Source organism: Buttiauxella gaviniae ATCC 51604 (assembly GCF_001654835.1).
Classification (GTDB): domain Bacteria; phylum Pseudomonadota; class Gammaproteobacteria; order Enterobacterales; family Enterobacteriaceae; genus Buttiauxella; species Buttiauxella gaviniae.
This window is the reverse complement of record NZ_LXEP01000011.1, coordinates 1-23,077: the sequence shown is the minus strand read 5'-3', so window position 1 is coordinate 23,077 and position 23,077 is coordinate 1. Positions and strand designations below refer to the sequence as shown.

At 50.6% G+C, this 23,077-nt stretch carries 12 protein-coding genes and 1 other RNA gene; 2 read left to right on the top strand and 11 right to left on the bottom strand.

Annotated features, from left to right (window positions below; translation table 11 throughout):
• Positions 1–177 precede the first annotated feature (177 nt).
• A complete protein-coding gene (locus M977_RS06255) occupies positions 178–1,704 on the top strand; it encodes a sensor domain-containing diguanylate cyclase (RefSeq protein ID WP_064513243.1) in 1,527 nt (508 codons plus the stop codon).
• A 77-nt stretch (positions 1,705–1,781) separates the two neighbouring features.
• Here M977_RS06255 and M977_RS06250 read toward each other — a convergent pair whose 3' ends face one another.
• From M977_RS06250 to M977_RS06225, 6 genes are all read right to left on the bottom strand, one after another.
• Positions 1,782–2,642, bottom strand: a complete 861-nt coding sequence (locus tag M977_RS06250) for a PA4780 family RIO1-like protein kinase (protein WP_064513241.1) — start codon at positions 2,640–2,642, stop codon at positions 1,782–1,784.
• 220 nt (positions 2,643–2,862) lie between these two features.
• A complete protein-coding gene (locus M977_RS06245) occupies positions 2,863–3,507 on the bottom strand; it encodes a Qnr family pentapeptide repeat protein (RefSeq protein WP_064513240.1) in 645 nt (214 codons plus the stop codon).
• A gap of 211 nt (positions 3,508–3,718) precedes the next feature.
• On the bottom strand, positions 3,719–4,123 hold the full coding sequence (locus tag M977_RS06240) for a hypothetical protein (protein WP_064513238.1): 405 nt from the start codon (positions 4,121–4,123) through the stop codon (positions 3,719–3,721).
• A 132-nt stretch (positions 4,124–4,255) separates the two neighbouring features.
• Positions 4,256–4,546, bottom strand: coding sequence for a Bor family protein (locus tag M977_RS06235; RefSeq protein ID WP_064513534.1), 291 nt, complete (start codon positions 4,544–4,546; stop codon positions 4,256–4,258).
• A gap of 944 nt (positions 4,547–5,490) precedes the next feature.
• On the bottom strand, positions 5,491–6,585 hold the full coding sequence (locus M977_RS06230) for a GGDEF domain-containing protein (RefSeq protein WP_064513236.1): 1,095 nt from the start codon (positions 6,583–6,585) through the stop codon (positions 5,491–5,493).
• A gap of 241 nt (positions 6,586–6,826) precedes the next feature.
• Positions 6,827–7,117, bottom strand: coding sequence for a helix-turn-helix domain-containing protein (locus M977_RS06225; protein WP_064513234.1), 291 nt, complete (start codon positions 7,115–7,117; stop codon positions 6,827–6,829).
• Between the two features lie 531 nt (positions 7,118–7,648).
• On the opposite strand from M977_RS06225, the gene uraH reads away from it, so the two are divergent.
• Entirely contained in the window at positions 7,649–8,050 is a 402-nt protein-coding gene (uraH, locus tag M977_RS06220; RefSeq protein WP_064513531.1) for a hydroxyisourate hydrolase, read from the top strand.
• Between the two features lie 178 nt (positions 8,051–8,228).
• Here uraH and ssrA read toward each other — a convergent pair.
• The 5 genes from ssrA to M977_RS06195 form a co-directional block, all read right to left on the bottom strand.
• Positions 8,229–8,592, bottom strand: a transfer-messenger RNA (tmRNA) gene (gene ssrA, locus M977_RS06215).
• Between the two features lie 57 nt (positions 8,593–8,649).
• Positions 8,650–9,813, bottom strand: coding sequence for an HlyD family type I secretion periplasmic adaptor subunit (locus M977_RS06210; protein ID WP_157092047.1), 1,164 nt, complete (start codon positions 9,811–9,813; stop codon positions 8,650–8,652).
• A 7-nt stretch (positions 9,814–9,820) separates the two neighbouring features.
• Complete coding sequence (locus tag M977_RS06205; protein ID WP_064513230.1) at positions 9,821–12,007, bottom strand: type I secretion system permease/ATPase; 2,187 nt, start codon at positions 12,005–12,007, stop codon at positions 9,821–9,823.
• Positions 12,004–13,410 carry a TolC family outer membrane protein gene (locus M977_RS06200; protein ID WP_064513228.1) on the bottom strand — a complete coding sequence of 469 codons (1,407 nt, stop codon included), beginning with the start codon at positions 13,408–13,410 and terminating at the stop codon, positions 12,004–12,006. Before M977_RS06200 ends, M977_RS06205 begins: the two co-directional genes overlap by 4 nt.
• A gap of 179 nt (positions 13,411–13,589) precedes the next feature.
• Positions 13,590–23,077 (bottom strand): BapA/Bap/LapF family large adhesin (locus M977_RS06195; protein WP_064513226.1); only part of this gene is annotated, 9,488 nt, incomplete at its 5' end.

The window sequence follows — 23,077 nt, the reverse complement described above, 5'->3', positions numbered from 1 at the left end:
ATAGGTTATACGATAATAGTCGCCCGAATAACTGGATGTTTATCATGTCTGTGAGAATTAAAAAGTGATTGATTTGTTATTTGTTTAGAATGCAATGGTTAAATCATAGGCATCAAGTCTATTTAATAGTTATTGAATTATGCTGTTTCTTTGCATAACAACTAAGAATTCCTCATCATGTTAACACTAACTTCAAAACGCGCTCTGGCAATAACAATTTCTGTTGTACTGGCACCATTTTTGTTAATTTCTATTTATTCTTTCTTTTACATTCGAATCAATACAGAAAATCATTTTGATGAAACCATGTTCAGGTTTACATCAAATAGCGCTCATAACTGCATTGAAAACCCAATACGAAAAATCAATGTCCTGTTTAGCTCCCTTTCAGGCATGATAGAGAAACATGACATAATCGAGTATATCTCGCCTAATCACAATGAGTTGAATCTGCTCATTCCATCCTTAGTTAATGCCAATGAAATGCTGGGGAGTGTACTTGTTTCTGATAATCAAGATAACTACAAAATTTATCCGCCTTTTGAATTAGAAAATTATAAACCTAGCTCGCGCCCCTGGTACCACAGGGATGGATTTAAAGACCAAGTGTTTTATTCTGAACCTTATATTTCGGCAAAGAAAACCAACTCTGAAAAAAAGAAAGAAAAAGCGATAACCGTTAGTATGAATCTGTTTGATAAACATTCTGAATTTATCGGTAATATTGCCTTTGATCTGAGCTTTAATGCTATGAGCAATAATATGCAGGGGCTTGTCGTTCCCTATAATGGTCACTTCAGGGTCGCAGCAATGGATGGTTCTGTGATTATGTCCTCAAATACTAAGGACATTTTTACCCGGACTGTACCGGCCTTATGGATTAGTGAAGCAAAGGACTCTACGGGTTATTTCAGGGATGAGGTAAATAAAAAGATTGTTTTTTATCAAGCTTATCAAAATCCTGACTGGGTTGCCTTTACCTCGGTTGATATTAAAGAATACGATAAATTATTAAATGATTCCTACATTGTACTGTTGTATGTCATTCTAGCCTGTATATTTTGCTACTTTATTATGGCCCTGATTTGCAGAGCATACTTTAAACAGTGGATAGACACACTTTATAAAAATATTAATGGTGATGACGGCAACGAATTACCACATAATTTTGCCGGGCTATGCCAGGGGTTGGCTAAAAAAAATGAAACTCTGAAAGAGGCAGTACAGGCGGCAAGTACCGACACCCTGACGAAAATAGGTTCCCGCCGCAGGTTTGAAGAGGACTCCCTCAACCTGGTTCGTTCAAATACACCTTTCCATCTGGCGATGATTGATTTAGATAACTTTAAAAAAATCAATGATACCTATGGCCACCCAACAGGTGATTTCGTTTTACAGCATGTCAGTAAGATTGGGCTTGAACGTTTAGGTGGTACTCATTCTATTTATCGCTTTGGCGGTGAAGAGCTGGTCGCCATTTTCTGCGGAATCACATTTGCTGAATGCTATGAAATTGTTGATAGCTGGCGTTATACCGTCAGCCGCAGAAAATGGCGTGAGCAAAATCTAACGGTTACATTTAGCTGTGGAATAGCCAGTTCCGGGGATGGTAAAACACTGGATGAAATTATTGCTTCAGCAGACAAATCTTTATATGAAGCCAAGGAATCAGGAAAGAACTGTATTTATCCACCGTTAAGTTGAGGGGAGTTGCCCTTAACCGTCTGTCTTAAAAAGACAAAAAGCCCGCATAACTTCTGCTATGCGGGCTTTTTGATTCATCATTCGTACTGTTGGTCGCGCTCTTTGGCCGCCCGCTGACGATCATAATACTCATCTTCCGCGGTAATGATTTCATCAATCAATGAATCCATATCCACGTCATGAACCTCTTCAACGAAGAGACCCGTCAGCGGTGTTTCTGGCGTTAATTTTCCGTCTTCATATAACGCCCAAATCTCTTTCGCATAACGTGTTTTCAACAGATTCGGGGCGAACTGGCCGTAGTATTCGGTGATGTTATTCACATCACGCTCAAACATGGATTCAGCGTGGTTATTGGCGGCGGCGTCGACGGCTTGCGGCAAGTCGATAATGACCGGCCCTTGCGCATCAAGCAGCACGTTAAACTCCGACAAATCGCCATGCACAATGCCTACACACAACATGCGCACGATATTGCGGATCATGGTATTGAAATCAGCAATCGCGCTCTCTTCGTCCAGAGTTACATCACTCAGACGAGGGGCCACAGCACCTTCAGCATCCGTGACCAGCTCCATCAGTAGCACGCCGTCAATACACATATATGGCTGTGGTACGCGCACCCCGGCGTTAGCAAGACGGAATAATGCCTCGACCTCGGCAGTCTGCCAGGTTTCTTCCTGCTGCTTGCGCCCGAACTTCGAGCCTTTTTGCATCGCACGGGCATTACGTGTGTTGCGGACTTTTCGCCCTTCCTGATACTGCACAGCCTGTTTAAAGCTACGTTGTGTCGCTTCTTTGTACACTTTGGCACATTGGATCTTGCCACCGCATAAAACGGTGTAAACGTCGGCCTCTTTGCCGCTTTTCAGCCGCTGAAGCACATCGTCGATCAGGCCATCATCAACCAGCGGTTGGATTCTATTTGGGATTTTCATGCCGCTTTATACCTTATTTCAGCCGCTTTTCGTACCAATAACACAACCAGCGATGTGGGAAAAAGAGGGCAATTATCTGGCTGAACAGGGATGATAACGTAACTGTCTGTATTTTATTGCTTGTCTTTAGGTAGACGTTCAATTGTACGTATATCATACAGTGAGCCAAGCCGTTCATGGTTGAGTCTCACTTGTCAGGCTGCCACTTTCCATGGCAAGCCTAGCCGATAATTGTTATTCCCAATCGCTCCATTATTTGGATCACCTGATAATTATCCAGTTTTACTCCTTGTAAGTCGATGCCGCGTACGTCCAATTCACCCAATTCTGAGTTGGTTAAATCGCAATGGGTAAAGTTTGCTGCGCGCCAGTCGAATGAAGAAAACTCTCCTCCAGAGAGATCGGAGCCACTAAAGGTCGCGCCAAGTATCTGAGCGCCATTCCAGCGGTTTTCCCACAACTCACACTTCTCAAGCACTACCTTAGTAAAGTTGGCGTAACTCAGGTTGGTTTTGGTTATGTATGCACTGCAAAACCAGGTGCGTGTTGTGATCATATTCATGAAGCTTGCACCACGAAAGTCTGCTCCCTGCGCCCGACACTCGCGGATTTCAACGCCCAATGCGTTTGCATTCCTGAAATCTGCCATCGATAAATCACAGTTCTTGAAGGCCGCATCCCTCAGGATTGCCCGGCTAAAATTACCACCTTGCTGGCTTTCCCTGTCGTAAAACTGGCAGCCAATAAACTCTGTACCCGTCAGGTCAGCCCCTGAAAAGTCACAGTTATAGAAAGTACTGTTTTCAATTTTCGCGCCGGTGAACTGATCACGACCAATCTTTTCGCCATTTAAAGCCAGATTCATAGCAATTAACCTGTTTATTTATACAGTCATTAATTGATTGTAACCCGAATTGAGAGGGTGGGAAATCGGTTTGCAGCACGTTTTTTGTATAGGACGTAGTAGGGCGTTAAGAGTGAGACAGAACCCACAATTCAGTAATTGTAAGGTGGATAAACATAGGATTTGGCGCGTTGCCGGTTCTGAATTTATGGCAGTAAGATGTTGCGTGAAATTATAGTGGAAGGGCTGTGAACTCTAGCGCCAGACCAATGAGAGTCATATTTTGCACTGATGGCTCTGCCGTTGCTGCAATCAGAGTGCCCTGGAATTTAAGTTTTTTGAATGGCCCATTAATGATAAGCCTTGCGCGCAGACTGGGAAGCGCCTGAGAACTGACAGGGTAAACAATGCGCCCTTTGATCGGTACAGGGATTTTACGTAATTCAATGCGCTGCAAGACACCGATATCGGCGTAGAGCACAGCAACCGGGGTGACAGAAGCCAGCGGCTGCGCCGAGACACTAATAAAATCCAGTAGCAATTCAGGTTGCAGATAATGCAGCCCGCCATACGTCACAGTAACACCTGGGATTTCCGGCATGGGGAAAGACAGTGGAATGAGTGAAGATTCAGTCATTAATTCCTTCTCCATAAACAAGGTAGGTTCCGTATCAGCAGCTTGCGCCAGTCAGCAATCAAAACTTTGTGATATCAGATAAAGGTAGACCATCCTTCAGCAGGCATTCAATGAATGCCTGCTGAAGAATAATTATTTAGAGCAATATACTCGGGCTTCACGAGGTGTATAAATGCCAAGTGATACAACTCGCAGAAGTACGTCCATTCCTGATTCCTGAACTTCTGTGCGGATGACTTTATCAGCCCCACCACAAACAAGAGCGGCATCTATGGTCTGAGATTGCCCAAGTCCTTGAACAAAGAATGTTTGTTTAGTTTCCTGAGAAGGTTTTTCAGCAATACCGTTATTAATCTTGAAGGTTTGTTGAGCGCAACCAGATAATGCCATGGTTGCAATAACAGCAATTAATAATTTTTTCATGGTAACCATTTTATAGTGAGGTTAAGTGTTTATGTGTTCTTTCTTAAAGTACTTAAAAAATAAAAGTTCGCACACCTTATCTTCATAATAGTAAAGTACGTTTAATTGATATTGACATATGTTAAATGTAATGCATTGAATTGTTTTAGCGATGATTACACTATGTTGAAAATAGTTGGCTAATAGGGTTTGAAATCATTCTCACTCCATTGCTTTCGAATGACTGGAGTAGGATCGGGAATATCTCATCGATATCCAGTCAGTAAACTGAGAGGGGGGCAGTAGGCACTCATTAATTATCTGTGTTTTGCTTTATTGAATTGGTTACTCAGTAAATTCTGTAACGCTGCTTTCCTGCATTGGAGTTTCAACCAATCTGACATAAATGTTATCAACAATTCCGGACATAAATTCAGTCACTGGTACTGAAATCATCTCTATATCAAACACAAGCGCTCCCCAGATAAAGGTTAGAGCAGTCAGTAGTGCGCATAATATTGATGTAGACAATCTAAACAGCAGCATCTGTAAACCCTATAGTTATCTTGTTGCGTCAATGTTGCATATTTTTTGTTTTAGTTAAATTGCATTCAAACTGTTAGTTGATTATTGTCAATTAAAGTAGTCGCACTTGGTTACTATTAGCTCTTTTTTTGCAGCTATAAGAAATGCTATCTCTGTGTTGTTGCTTGGTAGAGCTGATTCTTAGTGGATGGGTTGGTCTGCTACTAAGCTCCTGCACAGGAGAGGATTTAGGGTAATTGAAGATAAAGAGACCATTCGGCTAGTTCAACGGAGATAGGCTTCCCAATAGAATAGCACTGTAGCCAGTCGATACGCATAACCCTGCTTCTGCGCTTTTTTAATCTCCCCATTTCGCAACATGCCTTAAAAACACAATGGCTAAATGGGGAATCAATAATATTATTTCTGGTAGCTATATATCATTCGGCTATTCGGTAGCAGTTTCTTCCATTTTCCTTGGCCTCATAAAGAGCTTTATCAGCGCAATTTATAATATCATTTACATACTTTGCATTGCTGCAAATAGCTGCACCCTGAGTGACTGAAACGCACTTGTATCCTATGGATTTCAAGCTATTTTCATTGATGGATTTTTTGATGCTCTTACAAAGTATCTCGACCGTTGTAGAACAGGCATCATGGATGATAATAATAAATTCATCCCCACCATATCGTGAAACACTTGCTGCGAAAGGTTTTATACAACTTTTAATTTTATCGGCAACGCTAATAAGGCAATCATCGCCAGTAATATGACCAAAACTGTCATTTATCTCTTTGAAAAAATCAATATCAACAAGTATGATTGCAAAAGGTTTTTGTTGAATCACACATTTCGAAACTGCTTTTTTAAACTCGACCTCAAAGCCCCGGCGATTAAAAACGCCTGTCAGATAATCTGTTTGGGCATAGTTATATGCATTAAATGCTTTTTTTTCTAAAATTAATGAAGTAGCAATCTCCTTGTTTATTCTTTTTTTAATTAAAGAGTCGCTGGTTTTTATAATGAACCAAGTTCCTGCCAGGATAATAGACATGTACAGGGATTGGAGTAATCCATTTTTTAAAAATGTTGCCAATAATAATGAACTGAAAATAGGTAGGCAGTATATAGAAATCAGCTTTAATGGGTAACCAGATACAACACCACAAAACAATACAATTACGCAAAGAAAAACTGGCCCGAGAAGACGGTTTTCCATGACATAACAAAAAACGATGCCTCCCCATATGAGTCCATTAATAAAAATAAGCATTGATGCATTTCTCATCCAGTTTTTATCGAGATAAGAAGGGTTCAATGTGCGGACAACCCATAAAGTGGATATAAATAAAATATAGATGAATGCAAAGATTTTACTGTAAGTATTGGCTGTTATAAATTTATCGTCATCTAAAAAATAGGAATAAAATAGAACGAAAGCAGACAGTGTTAATGTCACAACAATAAACCATGCGCCACTGAGGGAGATCATTTTACGTCTCTCTTCATCAATAGCATCATCATAATTCATAATATCATTACTCTTTTTTTCATTTGCTGGTATTTATTAACATTTGGAATGTTTTTATACAAAAACATTATTTATAATATCACAAGTTCCAAATAGGGTAATGATTCTACTGGCTTAATATGGACTCTATTCGGAACACGCTCGTAAATCCGGCCAGAATGTTTTCACCGCTCTCGCCGGAATCATTCAAGCTAATTAAAGCGCCATCTGTGCAGAGATTTAGTCAGATGGCGCTAATTGTTTATTTCGGGTTACGGGTGCGCATTAGCCGGGTGATTGGTTCGTTTGTTTGGGGATTAATGTAGCGGCTTGGCCAGATGATTTCGACGGGTACGCCAATCGCTTTGCTGATTATCAATTCACCTTTCGCCCATGGGCGTATCAGCGCATTGGCAAGAGTTGTAGAACTTAAGCCTGCGGCGCGGGATTCGGCAGCCAGCGAGGTGCCTTTTTTATGCAGCGCCGCGATGATATCGGCTTTGTGCCAGTCTTGTTGAAAAGGTAGGAAAGTAGGGCTGTGTGAAAGTGTCATTTACATCTCCTTGTAGTGATAACGACTACTACCAGAGGTGCAAATCTCTTGGTGGTAGCCCAGACAGGGTTTGCACTACCGGCCTACAAGGACACCGGCCAATCCGAAGATTGCCCTGCCTGAGCCACCATTGAAGTTGTATGTACAGTTTTTGAACTGTTCAAACAGCGGGTGTGCAGAGGCATTGACACTCAATGCATAACATTAAGTGAATCCTTGTAGTTTCTGGCGGGGTGCAAATCCCGGCTGCGAATTTTGCCGCAGCGGCGCTGACTATAACGTAAATCGGGAGTGTTAACCAATCCGCTAACAGACGGAATGCGAGCTGTTTTCCAAAGAATTTTTATGAGTTTCAGGAATTACAGACTATTCACGCGCTCCTTCCAACCTTTGATAATTTTCTTACACCAGGGCTATCGCGGCTCAACGGCAATTTCAGTCTCAAAGGCGCAGATATATAACAAAAAGTTTAATTTTATTATGTGTGTAGGTTCATATAATCCGTTAACAAATTCACAACAGGTTAACGCGATGAAAATCTTAGCGGCTTCTATTCTCTCCTTGATCAGCTTCAGTGTACTTGCAGCACCAGAAGGAACGCTTAGTGTTCATATTCTCAACCAACAGACTGGTTTGCCTTCGCAGGGCGTTGTCGTCGAGTTGGACAAACAAGAGAGTTCTTCCTGGACGCATCTTGCGACTTCGAAAACGGATACCGGCGGCAGAATCAAATCACTTTTTCCAGACACCGGTGATATGGAACCAGGCATCTATAAAGTGACCTTTAAAGTGGGGGATTATTTCAAGGCAAATAATCAGGAAACATTCTTCCCGGCAGTTCCTGTGATTTTCAACGTCACTAAAACGAATCAAAAGCTCCATATCCCTTTATTGTTGAGTCAATACGGTTACTCAACTTACCGGGGGAGTTAAGATCAATCATCGTTGATTTTTTGAGTTTATGGATGGCCACTGGCAATTGCTGGTGGCTTTTTGTTTTATGGGAAGGGTACAAAGCACAAATCGCAGGCACAAAAAAGCCCGCGTAACTTTCGTTAAGCGGGCTTTCAGGACTTCATATCAGGCTCTGGTGACCATCAACAAAGAATTTTGGTGGAGCTGGGGGGAGTTGAACCCCCGTCCGAAATTACTACGCCGTCGGTACTACATGCTTAGTCATATCTTTACATTCGCCGGGCAACTGCGGATAGACACGCCATTACCAAACTATCCTGATTAGTTTTAGTGCTTCAACCCCAGGCAAGGTTTACACACGATCTCTTTTGGGTTTGACTTCTCTTGATCCCCGTCTTAAGAGCGGAAGCTAGGGAGAGAAGGCTCTAAGCAGGGTATTAAGCTGCTAGTGCGTAGTTTTCGTCGTTTGCGACTATTTTTTTGCGGCTTTTTACGAGGCAAACCGCCCCTCGGCATGCACCTTGGGTTTCGCGAATCCCGTCGAATCCAGAATCAGCCCCACAAGTGTTTTGTAAGTATAACAGAGTTGTAGCTTCACTTACTACCCCTCATCCCTGTTAACGCTCGCGCAGCGCTTCCCGGGCGCGGTTAAACGGTTTAATCAGGTAATCAACGATGGTTTTTTGCCCGGTTTTGATATCGACGGTGGCGACCATACCGGGCGAAATTGAAAAATGGTGTCCGGCTTTGTTCACCAGGTAGTCCTGCTGGGTGCGTATAAATACCCGGTAGTAGACGATTTCAGGTTTAACTTTGTCCTGAATGGTATCCGGGGAGATAGTTTCCACTTCGCCTTCTAACCCGCCGTAAATGGCGTAATCGTAGGCGGTGACTTTCACCAGCGCGCGCTGGCCTGGGTGGATAAAGGCGATATCGCGCGGCGAGAGGCGAGCCTCAATCAGTAGATGGTCATCAATCGGGACGATTTCCATCATTTCACCGTTGGGGGGGATTACGCCACCGATGGTAGTCACCTGGATATTTTTCACAATGCCGCGCATTGGCGAGCGCACCGTCATGCGCGATACCGAATCTTCACGGCCTTTGATGACTGAGGCGAGCATGTCCACTTCGGCGTTTGCTTTGGAAAGCGCCTCGCGCGCTTGCACATAATATTGTGAGCGCAGGTCCGTGATTTTCAGTTGCAGGTCGCTTTTTTGCCGCTGGAGGCGCAGCACTTCTACATTACTGGCGGCACCGCTCTTTGCCAGGCGCTGAGTTATCGCCAGCTCTTTGTTAACCGACACCAGCGCATCTTGTATGTCTGCTGCGGAGTCATTAAGTTGCGCACGGCGGCTTTTATACAGGCGCATCTCAGAAGCGGTCAGCTCCGGCCAGGCTTTGAGGGAATCAGGGAAGACCAGCGGGAGATCACTCACTTCCGCATTAAGCCGCACGCTGGAGGCAAGCGATGCGCGATAACGCGCGGCACTTTCGCCAACATTTGATTCTGAACGGGTGGGGTCAAGCCGGGCAACAATTTGCCCAGCCTGAACTTTGTCGCCTTCATGCACTAACACCTCGGTGACAATACCGCCGTCGAGCGACTGGAGTATTTGTTCGCGTGAACTGGGGACGACTTTCCCGGTACCTGTCGAAACCTCATCAAGGGTGCCAAACCATGCCCAGACGCCGAGCAAAATAAACAGTAAAACGCTGAGGGTGATAATGCGGCTTGCGCCGGAAAACTCGCTTTCCCGTTGAATATCGGGGTCGTCCATTGCGGCATCATGCTGACTGGTTTTCATTTTTCCACTCCCGCTCGTTTGGCTGCCCGGTAGCGCGGCTGTTGCTCAGTGCTTGCGCCTTTGGTGCGTCCATCACCAGTTGCCCTTCCTTCAGAACCAGAACACGTTCTACCAGTTCCAGCATCGGCACCCGGTGGGTGGCGACAATTAACGTGCGGTTGCCAAGCCATTGCCCCAGGCGCTGAATAAATTCACGTTCGGTGTGGTCATCAAGGGAAGCTGTCGGTTCGTCGAGCAGCACAATATTGGGGGAGCGCAGCAGCATGCGGGCCAGCAAAATAGACTGGCGTTGGCCGCCAGAAAGCCCGGCACCACCTTCCATAATGCCGTGATCGAGCCCTTTCGGCAGGTGCTTAACAAAGTTGCCTGCGCCGCTAATTTCAAGCACCTCGAAGATAGCTTCATCGCTGGCATGCGGTGCGCCGAGGGTAAGGTTTTCACGCAGCGTGCCGTAAAACAGCCGAGCGTTCTGACTCAAGAAACCGATATTGCGCCGCAAATCGGCCATATCAATTTGCGTCATGCTCAGGTTGTCGAGGCGCACATCACCATTCACCAGGTCGACACCGCCCGCTAAAGCCTGAAGCAACGTGGATTTACCTGCGCCGTTGCGCCCCAGCACAGCCACTCTTTCGCCTTGCTGGATTTCTAAATGTGAAATGCGCAGCGGAATACGCTGGTCGTCGCTGTGGTAGCGGAACTGCGCGTTTTCAAATAGGTAATGGCCATGAAAGATATCCTGGTGAACGAGGCTTTCGTCGCGCTGAGTTTCCACAGGTAACTGCATAATACTGTCCAGCCCTTGTTTCGCGGCTTTGACTTGTTGCCAGCGAGCCAGCACGCCACACAGGTTTGCCATTGGCGCAATCATGCGTGACGCGAGCATTGAGGCGGCAACCATTGCACCGGTTGTCATATCGCCTTCAATGACCAGCGGCGCGCCAAACAGAATCACCGCTGCATACACCAGGCTTTGAATGGTTATTCCCCAGCTGATCAAACCTTGGGAGAGTTGTCGAGTGCGCAGGCCAGATTCCGCCGTAATACGGATGTAGCTATTCCACTGTTGCAGAAAGCGGTTTTCCGCCTGCATCAGTTTGATATCTTCAAGCCCTTGCACACTCTCCACCAGCACCGCATTGCGCAGCGTCGCTTCGTGCGCCGACTGGTTGGCGAGCATCGCCAGTTTTTTCTGAAGCAGGATGCCGGGCAAAACCATCAACACGGCGGCGACCGGCGCTATCCAGGCCAGTTGCGGGGCGATGATCGCCAGCACGATGATAAACATAAAAAAGAACGGCAAATCGACGATCGTTGAGATCGTCGATGATGTGATCATTTCGCGGATCTGTTCGAGTTCGCGAAGCTGGGAAATAAAGCTGCCGGTGGAGCGGGGCACCGCGCTGTTACGCAGGCGTAGCGCATGGCTGAAAACCCGGTCAGAGACGCGAATATCCGCCCGCTTACCGAGCACATCCATAATATGCCCGCGCGCCACGCGCAGCAGGAAACCAAAGATCACCGCCAGTAACACGCCCGATCCCAGTACGTAAAGAGTGGGGTAAGACTGCGCCGGGATCACCCGGTCGTAGACTTGCATTGAGAAGATAATCCCGGACAGCGACAGCACGTTGACCAGGAATGCGGCCAGCATGACCGGGCCATAAGGACGAACATCCTGCATCACCAGCTGTTTTAGCCAGTCCGGGCTGAAGCGCGAAATATACGCGTCTACGCGGCTGTCCTTTAATGCCGAGAGCGGGCGCAGGGCGGCAACAAAGCGTATTTGCGGCAGGAGTTCGCTAAGCGCCACTCGGTTGGTCTGGCGTTCGTTATCAATCACGCAGATATCAACGGTATCTTCACCATCAAAATGTTCGATAACCGCCAGTTGGCCACTTTTTAAGTCCACCACCACCGGCAAGCGCCACTGGGTAATGGCAAGCTGCGGAGCGCTTAACAGGTTAAAAGAGAGCCCCGCCTGGCGTGATAACTGCGTCAGCGCAGAAAGCATGCCTTTACCTCTGAACCACGGGGCATTGGCCTGAATAGTGCCGGGTGAGCAGACCACGCGGTAGTGCGCCGCAACGTGGCTGATGGCATGCGCCCAGTTGCTTAGCGCCTGCTCGGTAAGTGACTCATCAACAGGAGGGGGAATTTGGCTCATGGCTGGATCTCCAGTGACTGGATGGTGCGATGTTCCAGACCAAATGCGTTACGCAACCGGCCGCTGTTATACAGGCAATTGAGCTGCAATTGATGAAGTTGGCTGAGGGTTTGCTGCTGTGCGAATCGCGCCTGGTAAACTTCCTGTTCGGCGTTGAGCACATCTAACAGCGGACGCGAGCCTAAACCGAGATATTGCTGCTGATACAATTCACGCGTCTGTGCGCTTAACTCTTCCTGGCGTTGTAAAACCTGAATTGCCCCCATCAAGCCAAGAGCCTGGCTGCGTGACTCCATCAGTTTCTGGCGAATATCCAGGCGCGTGCGCTGAACGCCTGATTGCGCAGCTTCCACCGCATGGCTTGCGGCGTTACGGCGTGCAGTTAAACCACCGCCCTGGTAAAGGGGCATTTCGACTTTGATAAACGCCGAATATTGCGTGCGGTCCAGCACTTCGTGGCTGGCGTATTTGTCGTTCAGATAGTGCTGAACCTGAGGCTCCAACGAAATAGTTGGGGTCATTTGCGCATTGGCGTAATCCAGGTTGGCCTGTGCGACGCTGGCCTGCGCCCATGAAGCCAGAACGGCTGGCACTAAGCGGTCATCGGGTTTGTCGATATCACAACTTTTGCTGAGTTTGTTCGGGAAGTCATTGCTGATGCCGTTGAGGTTGTTCCAACCCAGCCAGCTCATTAACGTGGCCTGGGCACTGTCGAGGTTGGCCTGGTATTGAATTAACTGCGAACGGGCAGATTCAATACGGGCGTTGGTTTGCACTACGTCTGACATGGACGTAGCGCCTTCGTCGTTACGTTGCTGCGTCAAATGGCCGACGGCGCTCAGGGCATCCAGTTGCTCTTTGGCAATATCGACCATTTGTTGCCACATCTGCACCTGAACCATGGCGGTGGCGGTGTCGTGCCCCACGTTATCAATGCTGACCAGTACGTTGGCTTGCTCCTGTGCCACACCCGCGCTTTCGGCCCGCACCTGGCTTGAGACTTTGCCGAAGTCGTAGAGCATCTGGGAAATCGACAGCACCAGCGATGGGCTGAATCCGCTGTCGGTGTAACTGTTGCTGTAGCCGTTATTCACACCCGCGCTAACTTGCGGATAGTATTTTGATTTTGCGACATTGACTTGTTCGGATTGGCCGGCAAGTTTGCCGATAGCTTCATTAATGGCGGGGTGCCAGGTAACAGCACGGTTTACCGCATCGTTGAGGGTCAGCGTTCCGGGCGCAGGGGCGTTTAACGGCAGGCTTGATGAGCCGTCAAGAGAGGGGAGCTCATGCTGTTGGGCAAGTCCCTCAGGCGTAATGAACTGTGGAGTGTCATCGGCATATGTTTGGGCTACACACAGGCTGCATGTCAGCCACAAAGCGACAGGCTGTAATTTTCCCATAATTTATCCCTTTTAAAAGTCATTACGTTCAAATTGGTGCTGTCATTGCTGTTGTGATCGTGTCGGATGTCGCTTCGCTAATCCGACCTACGGACTGCTGTTACTGTTTTTTTTGTCATGTCATTGACGCTAATCCACCATTTTCCCGGGCGTCTTTGCGCCCGGGTTATTCTTGGCTATCAGGTAATAATGTGGTTCTGTTGCACCAGCTCATCGAGCGTGACGTGGGTGTTCTCCAGTGTGACAAGTGTGGTTGGGCTGTGGGTTGCAGCGGTGCCGTCGCGGTCGATGGAGATGACCGTGCTGGTACCGTTGTAACTAACGCTCAAGTAGTTGGCGATGTTGGATGTTGCCGGGTTCCAGCCGGTAAGCAGGTCGTGGATATTGATTTTGTCGCCATCCGCCATATGGAAGTCCTTCCAGGTATCGGCACCGTTGCCGCCTGTCGCATTTGCGCTGTTGAGCAGATGATAAACAAGCGTGTCGCCATAAGCTGAGCCGTTAATCACATCGCCTTGCGCGGTGCTGACAAATTGCGGGTTCATATTGATGGTGAGCGTCGCCGTGTCGGAATGGCCATTCTGGTCGTTCAAGGTGTAAGTAAATGTCTCCTTGGAGGTCATTGACGCAGGCGAAACACCTGCATTGAGGGTGTAGGTGTACGCGCCATCAAGCCCCATAACCAGCGTGCCGTAATGCCCCTGAATCGTGGCGGTGGAGCTGCTGTCCGTCAGTGGGTTGAGCGTCGTGGTCGTGCCGTTGAAACCGGTAATACTGAGCAACGTGTGAACGGTACCGAGTTGGTCAATCGCACCTGAGGAGTTGCTACCGTCGTAGATATTGCCGTTGACCGAGCTACCCGCAAGCGTTGAGTAGCTGTCCAGATCGATGGTGGTACCGGAGACCGATGGGGTGATAGTGATATCGCCAACCGTCAGCGCGCCCGCGTTGCCGGTGTAGCTCAGTGTCCAGGTTCCTGAATGCAAATCCAGGCCACTGAGATCGACATTCGCTGTGCCTCCTAAGAGCGCGGAACCATTTATCGTACCGCTTCTGGTAAAGCCTAATCCGTCTGAGATTGTCCAGTTGATTGATACACCGCCCAGAGCCAATACGGAGACAACGTTGAAATGCAGTATCGGGTTATGCAGTACATCATTGTTGCCTACCACAAAGGTGCCGCTGCCATCGCCATGGGTGGATGAAAGTAGAGCTGTTCTCCATGTAACTGTTCCTACAGTCGTATCCGAATAATCCGCCGTCGTTTGTGCCGTATTAACCGCCATCACGCCGCTGATGTCATTAAAAGCATCCACGGTATGTGGTGTGGCCGTGATATTCAGCGATGCGGAGTCGGTATCACCGTTAGATGACGTCACGGTATAAACGAAGCTGTCCGGCGTTTTGATGCTGTCGGCACCCAGGCCGCTGTTCAGCTTGTAGGTGTAATTCCCTGCGGCATCAATAGTTAGCGTGCCGTATTCGCCAACAATAGTAGTGGTTCCGCTGGCCGCAACAGCGACGCCGTTGACCTGCGTGATGTGGCCGGTGTTACCTGCGGTAAAGACGTCATCCGTCAATACATTACCGTTTGTCGTCGCGGTGACGCTTTCAACCGCATAAGTATGATCCTGCAAGATATTCAGGGTGTAGCCGGTCAGCGCCGTTACGCCCGTGGCGTTATTAAGCAGGAACAGATATTCGCCGCCCGGTAACGTGAGGGTTAATTGCCCTGACGTCCCGCCCAGCAACGGCGCGGTCAGCCAGGTATTCACCACTTTATATTGCTCATATTGCTGGGTGACATCGTTGAACTTATAGACGTAAAGGTCGAAGGTTGACAGCAATGCCACGCCGCCAACGCTGGCCTGTAACGTCATGGTGCGCGTTGAACCCTCATCGACATCAAAGATTATCGGGTTGGCCATGTTAGCCAGCACGTTCGCGTTCAGCACATTTCCCAGCCCCACAGAAACCACCGAGAAGCCACTTTGCTGCGATGCGCCGTGGTTTACTGCTTCCACATCGGTGTTGTAGGTCAGTGCCGCGGTGTTATCCGTTGCCGTTACGCTGCTGGCTGGCGCGCCATTACCGAGTGTGACCACCAACTGAGCGGTGTCGCTGATACCGTTTTGGGTGATGGTGTAGCTGAAGTTTTCGGTATGCCCGAGTACTGCCGCCGTGGTGTTATTCAACGTGTAGGTGTAAGTGCCGTTCTGGTTGATATGCAGAGTGCCATACAACCCATTAATATCGGCACCGCCCGCGCCAACAGCCAATACTTGCCCCTGTGCGTTAGTGACCGATGTGACAACCGTACCTGCCGGGGCGGTATCCTGCCCACCGCTCGGGTCGATATCGGTTATCACGTTCCCCTGATGCGATGTTTCACCCGTCACAACACCAAGGCCAACTTGCTCAACGGCGACGTCGAGACTGGTTAGTGAACCGGTCGCCAGCAGATTAGTGTTGTAACTCAGCACGCGATAAGTGCCTTCAGGCAGGTTATCGACTTTGAACGTAATGCCGCTGGCCCCAATGGTTAACAGGTTGGCAAATTGTGCCTGAGATGAGTCGTAAACGGTGGTCCATGTACCTGTACCTGAATCGAACCGTTGAACGGCCACTTCCAGCGAGTTGAGCAGCGTCAGCACGATGCCGGTTGCGGCAGCTTCAATCGTGATATTCCCGGTTCCTGCGCCAACGTTAAACTGCACCTGCGCCGTGTCATTGCCGAGCACCTGTACTGAGTTGCCCAGCGCACCGACTAACAGCACGCCATAGTCATTGTAATGGACCGGTGGCGAGACAGTCGCAGTGCTGCTCAGTGCCAAATCAATCACGTTGTCATTGGCGGCCAGTGGCAGAGTTGGTGCGGTAGCGGTGACGGATGGCGACGTGTTGCCTGCGGCATCGCTGGCGGTCACTGAAAGCTGCTCGCCGCCAATTTCACGCGTTGGCAGTGTCAGGCTGTACGCCCCGCTGCCGTTAGCCGTGGTTGTGATAACAGTGCCACCAGGTAGCGTGATGTTTACTGTGCTGTTGGCTTCGGCAGTACCGCTGATAGTGGTGCCATCAGCACTGATGGTTGCCGTTGGCGTCGGTGGCGCGATGGTATCCACGGTAACGGTGATTGCCGTTGACGGGCTACCGGTGCCGTTGACGTTGGTGGCCGTTGCAGTAAAGGAATGAGATCCATCAGTGAGCGTGCCAGGTGTATAACTCCAGGTACCGTTCGTTGCTACGACGGTCCCCATCAACTGACCATTGTTATAGATACTGACGGTGGCACCGACGTCTGCCGTGCCGTTGATGGTTGGCGTGGCATCGTTGGTACTTTGCCCGTTAGCCACACCTCCGGTCACTGGCGCAGCATCATCCAGGATACTGGTGATCACCGGCACGCCCGGTAATGCGGTGTTCGGTGCGCTAAACCCGGCAGAAGCGCCGACGTTACCCGCGACATCCTGAGCAAAGGCGACCAGGGCTTGCGAGTTGGTCTGTGCAGGTGAAATTGATGCGCTAAATTTGCCTGTGCCATCAGCCGTCGCGGTGCCGAGAACAGCTCCTCCGTTGCCAGTAATGGTGACAAGACTGCCTGCTTCGGCATTCCCGGTCACGATGGTTCCCGTTCCATTAACGGTCATGCCCGTTGGTGCGGCTGGTGGCGTGATATCAACCACAATCACCGATGGCAGCGACGTGGTGCTGATATTGCCCGCCACATCGGTCGCGGTGACGGTGAAGGTGTGGCTGCCTTCTGCCAGCACTGCCGTTGGTGAAGTGTAGGTCCAGTTGCCGCTGCCATCGGCGATGACGGTGGTATATAGCGCACCGTTATCGTAAATGGTGACCGTCGATCCCGCTTCTGCTGTGCCGTTGAGAGTTGGTCGGTTGTCGTTGGTGACTTGCCCGCTACCGAGCGCGTTATTCGCCACCCCGCCAGCGACATCATCAACAATTGACGAAATAACCGGTGTGGTTGGGGCTGTGGTATCGACGGTAATGGCAAAACCGGCTGTCGGGCCACTGACGTTCCCCGCAGCATCCGTTGCGGTAAGGGTGATGGTATGCAAGCCCGTCGGCAGTGGCGTGGTCGGCGTAAAGGTCCAACTGCCGCCAGCAGGAACCGTTACGGTGCCAATCGGTGTGCCGCCATCGAGGATGGTAATAGTTGTGCCCACTTCACCCGTGCCGCTGATCGCTGGGCGCGCATCGTTAGTCACTTGCCCATTAGTGAGGTTGGCGTTAAACACGCCGCCTGCCACATCGTCATACACAGTTGACAGCGCAGGTGTTACCGGTGTGCTGGTATCGATTGTCAGTGTGAAGCTGCCAGAGACTGCCCCGACATTACCCGCCGCATCGGTGGAGGTTGCCGTAAAGATATGCTGACCATCGTTCCGGACTGGCGGTGTATAGCTCCAGGTGCCCGTCGCGCTGGCAGTCACTGTGTCGAGAAACACGCCATTGTCAAAAATACTCACTATCGAGTTGGCTTCCGCCGTTCCGCTCAGCAACGGCTGGTTGTCGTTGGTCGACTGCCCATTGACCAGTGCGCCAGTGACCGGGCCGACATCATCAAACGCCTGAATAACAATCGGTGCCGTCGGTGCCGCCGTATCGACGATGATATTGAAAGTATTAGACGGTGAGCTGACGTTGCCCGCGCTATCCGTTGCGGTCACGGTAAATGCGTGGTTGCCGTTAGTGAGTAGCGCACCCGGTGTGAAACTCCATGTACCGTCTGTGGCGCTGGCGTTAACGGTGCCAATCAGCGTGCCGTTGTCGTAGATTTTTACGCTCGCGCCGTTTTCTGCCGTTCCGCTAATTAGTGGCAGAGTGTCGTCAGTGGATTGGCCGCTGGTTAAATCACCTTTTTCAGTACCCACATCGTCTGCAATATTGGTAATAACAGGAGTACCCGGTGCGGCCAAATCAACCACCACGTTAAAGATGGCCGATGGCGCACTCACGTTGCCTGCGGCATCTGTTGCGGTCACGGTCAGATTATGTGAGCCGCTACTTAACGCTGTTGGTGGGGTAAAGCTCCAGGTGCCACCAGAGCCAACAGTTGCGGAGCCAAGCGGAGTAGGGTTACTGCCATCGTAAATTTTGATGGTGGAGCCCACTTCTCCCGAACCGGTGATAGCAGGGCGCGTTTCGTTGGTCGGCTGGCCACTGGTGATCGGCCCAATATTTGGCGCGGTATTATCGGTAACTGTCACAATTAACGGTGCGGTTGGGGCGACAGAGTCAACGACGACAGAAAATATGCCGGATGGATTGCTGACGTTTCCGGCAGCGTCCGTGGCGGTGACGGTCAGGTTGTGGCTGCCCTGGCCGAGTGCCGTGGTCGGATCCAGAGACCACTCGCCATTTCCATTAGCCGTCGTCGTTCCAATAATCGTATTGCCATCTTTGAGCGTAATAACGGCATTGGCTTCACTGGTGCCGCTTAAGGTTGGCAGGGTGTCTTTTGTCGATTGCCCGCTTGTCAGCGTGACATTACCCACTTGAGTCTGATCATCGACGACCAATGTGATAGCCGGAACTATCGGTGCCGTTGTATCAATGACGGCATTAAAGGTGGTTGCCGGGCTGACGTTGCCCGCGGTATCCGTGGTGATAATGGTCAGATTATGGCTGCCATCAGTTAGCGCTGGGTTCGGAGTGAAGTTCCAGTTACCTGTGCCATCAACCAGGGCAGTACCGATAACGTTACCGTTTTCACTAATGGTGATAGTGGAATTCGCCTCGGCTGTTCCGGTAAAGGTTGGCGTGTTGTCATTGGTCGGTACGCCAGAAATGACTGGCGCAGGTGTTCCTACGTTGTCAGTGACACTGCTGATCACAGGCGCTGTTGCGAGCGTATCAACGTTTACCGAGAAGCCAGCAGAAGGTGCGCTGACATTACCGGCCGCATCAGTTGAAGTGACGGTTATAGGATGTAAGCCCTGGCCCAAATCGGTGGTCGGCGTGAAGGTCCATGTCCCTCCAGTGCCGACTACGGCGGTGCCGATCGACGTGCCATTATCAAGGATCGTGATAGTTGACCCAATTTCACCGCTGCCGGTGATCGTTGGGCGAGGATCATTGGTGGCCTGGCCGCTGTTAACGGTTCCAGTAATCGGGGCTACATCGTCGGTGACGGTAGTGATGGTGGGTTGCGTTGGTTGAACAGTATCAACAGTAATCACAAAGTTTGGTGATTTGCCGCTAAACAGGCTGCCGTTGTCCTGGCTAACGGCGAAGGTATGCTGACCCTCTGACAACGGAGTCGTAAACTGGTAAGTCCATACTCCTGATGCATTGGCTGTAACCGGTGGTTGTTCGATCCCATCAATATAGACCGTTACGTCGGCATTGCTTCCAGCCAGGCCTCTGAGCGTCGGCAAGTTATCGTTGGTGCTTTGCCCGCTAGTCAGATTGCCAGTGTTCGGTGTGACATCATCCAGCACCTCAATAGTTGGCGGCTGTAGCGCATTAGAAGTAACGGCCGAGAATGGTGTGCCAGTACTTTGGTTGCCTGCTAAATCCTGAGCAATTGCGGTTAACTGCAAACCAGTGGTTTGTGCAGGGGAGAGCGTCACGGTAAATGCGCCAGTTCCCGGATCGGCGACGGCAGTGCCCAAAACAGTTCCACCACTGTTCTTGATAATGACCGTACTGCCAGGTTCGGCAGTGCCGCTGACGAGGGTACCCGTTTGATCGGTTGGGCTTGTGACAATCGGCGCTGGTGGTGGCAGGGTATCTACGTGCAGAGTGATCGGTGCTGCAGCGGTTACGCTATTGCCCGTAGGATCGGTGGCTTTGATTACCAGATCGTGATTGCCTTCCGCAAGCGTTGGGGCAATCGTCCATGTGCCACCAGCACCGACGGTAGTGCTGCCAAGTGCGGTTGTACCATCGGTATCATAAATGGTGACGGTGCTGCCAACCTTACCCGTACCGTTGAAGGTTGGCGTAGTGTCGTTGGTGTAACTTCCACTGGTTAGCGAAGTGGTGATCGGTGAAACATCATCAACAATGTCAGTCACCACTGGGGCGGTGAGCGGCGTGCTATCGACCGTGAGCGTAAAGTTTGCTGATGGGTTACTGATATTGCCTGCCGCGTCGGTTGCCGTCGCGGTGAAACTTTGCAGCCCTTCCGGCAGCGTTCCCGTTGGCGTCAGGGACCAGGTTCCACCGGCGACCACAACTGCCGTGCCAATGACCGTGGTGCCGCTATACAGCGTGATGGTATCGCCGACTTCGCCAGTGCCCTGGAAGACGGGCTTGTTGTCATCGGTGACCTGGTTATTCAATACATCGCCCGTTCTGCCGCCGACATCATCAACAGCGAGGCTAATGACCGGTGCAGCAGATGGCGTGAGATCGACCGTAAAGGTGAAATCAGTCGACGCCGGGCTTGCGTTGCCCGCCGCATCGATTTCCTTGACGGCCAGTGTATAGGTTCCCGCAGTGAGCGGCGTGGTTGGGTCAACGCTCCACGAGCCGTCTGCCCGCACCGTGGTTTCGCCGAGTTTTAGCACCCCGTTGTAAAGCGCAATGGTATCGCCCGCAGTGGCACCAGTGCCGGTAAAAGTTGGCGTGGTGTCGTTGGTGCTGCCGTTATTGGCGATGACTCCAAGGCCTGGAGCCTGGTCATCAATGACCGTGAATGTGGTGGGTGCCAACGGTGCTAAAGAATCGACGATCAGGGTAAAGGCCGCAGACGGAAGCCCGACATTGCCCACCGGATCGGTCGCGACCGCGGTGAGGCTATGCGGGCCTTCACTCAGCGCAAGATCGAATGACCATGTGCCGCCTGCTGGAACGATAACTGTGCCAATCGGCGTAGTGCCACCGTTGTCATAGATATTGATTGTCGCCCCTTCTTCCCCGGAGCCCGTCAGTGTTGGCGTCCCATCCTGCGTACTGCCACCGGTGTTAATCGTGGCGGCAGCACCGCCAACAACGCCTTCCGCTGCGAGGATCAATGGCGCATCTGGCGGGGTGGTGTCTACAGTTAAATTAAAGTCGGCAAGCAGACTTGCGTTGCCCGCAGCGTCAGTTGCGACGGCATGCAGATTGTGCTGGCCCTCGGTCAATGGGTGGTCAGGCGTGATGCTCCACAGCCCATCGTCACCCACTGCGAAGGTGCCAATCGGGGTGTTGTCGTCATAAAGGGTAATAGTTGTGCCCGCAGGCCCGGTGCCGCTTAGTTCTGGCAGGGTGTCATCCGTTGATGCGTTGTTCAGAAGAGGGAGCGTAATGCTGCCCACATCATCAACCGCACTGTCGATAGTCGGAGTGTCTGGCGTGGTGGTGACGACGGTAATCACAAACTCGGCTGACGGCGCGGTGGTGTTGCCCGCAGCGTCAGTAGATGTCACGGTGAAATGGTACTCTTTGTCATCGAGCGCCGGGGAAGGGGTGAAAGTCCAGGTACCTGATGCGTTAACGGTGACCGTTTCCTGAATGGCTCCGCCATCAGTAATGGTCACTTCAGTGCCGGGTTCGCCGGTCCCACTTAGCGTCGGGGTTGAATCATTGGTGAAACCGTTATTCGGTACCGAGCCTGTGATCGGCGAAGCGTCATCGCTGATTAGTGTGATCGCCGGGGCTTGTGGGGCAATTGAGTCAACGGTAAGCGTAAACGCAGACGCAGGACTCGTGTTGCCATCGGCATCCGTCGCGGTGACAGTCAGGTTATGCAGTCCTTGTCCCAGCTCAGTCGTCGGCGTGAAGCTCCAGATGCCGCCAGCATCGGCGGTAACGGTGCCGATTGGCGTGGTCCCACCGTTGTCATAGATGTCGATTGTTGCACCCGGTTCGGCGGTGCCTTGCAGCTCCGGTCTTTTGTCGTTGGTGATATCGCCGTTGTCCAGATTACCCGTGATATTGGCAACATCGTCAATCACAGCGACAATCACCGGAACCGCGGGTGGTGTGGAGTCGGGGGCATCAACCGGCGCTTCTGGCCCGGTGTTGCCGGCTTTATCTGTTGCGGTGACTTCCAGCGTTTCGCCGTTGGTTTGCGCGGGAGTTATAGTGACGCTAAAGCTGCCGTCATCTCGGGCTTGTCCGTTGCCCAGCGGGTTGCCGTTACTGTCGTTGACCGTGACGGTGCTGCCAGGCTCGGCATTCCCCGTGACGATTGTGCCATCGTCGTTAACGGCCAAATCCGTTGGCGCGAGAGGGTCGGTGTTGTCCTGCGCAAGCACGCCGGTATTTGGGCCTTTGTTACCTGCTGCATCTGTGGCACTGACCAACAGCGCTTCGCCGTTCGTTTGCGCCGTCGTCAGCGGGTTGACATCAAATACTCCATTGATATCCGCAGTGCCTGTTCCCAGCACCACGCCATTCCCGTCCGTGACGGTAATAATGCTGCCAGCTTCCGCCGTGCCGGTGACATGCAGACCATCCGTTGTGACCAGCAATCCGGTTGGCGCGGCGGGTGGGGTGGTATCAACAATCACGGTATAGGTATTTGATACTGTGCTGACGTTGCCCACGGCGTCCGTGGCGGTGACGGTGAAACTGTGGCTGCCTTCACCCAGAGCCGTTGGCGTGTAGCTCCAGATACCCGTTCCATCGACCTGAATTGTGTCAATGACCGTGCCGTTATCACTAATGGTAATGGTGGAATCAGGTTCTGTTGTTCCGCTGAGAGTCGGCGTAG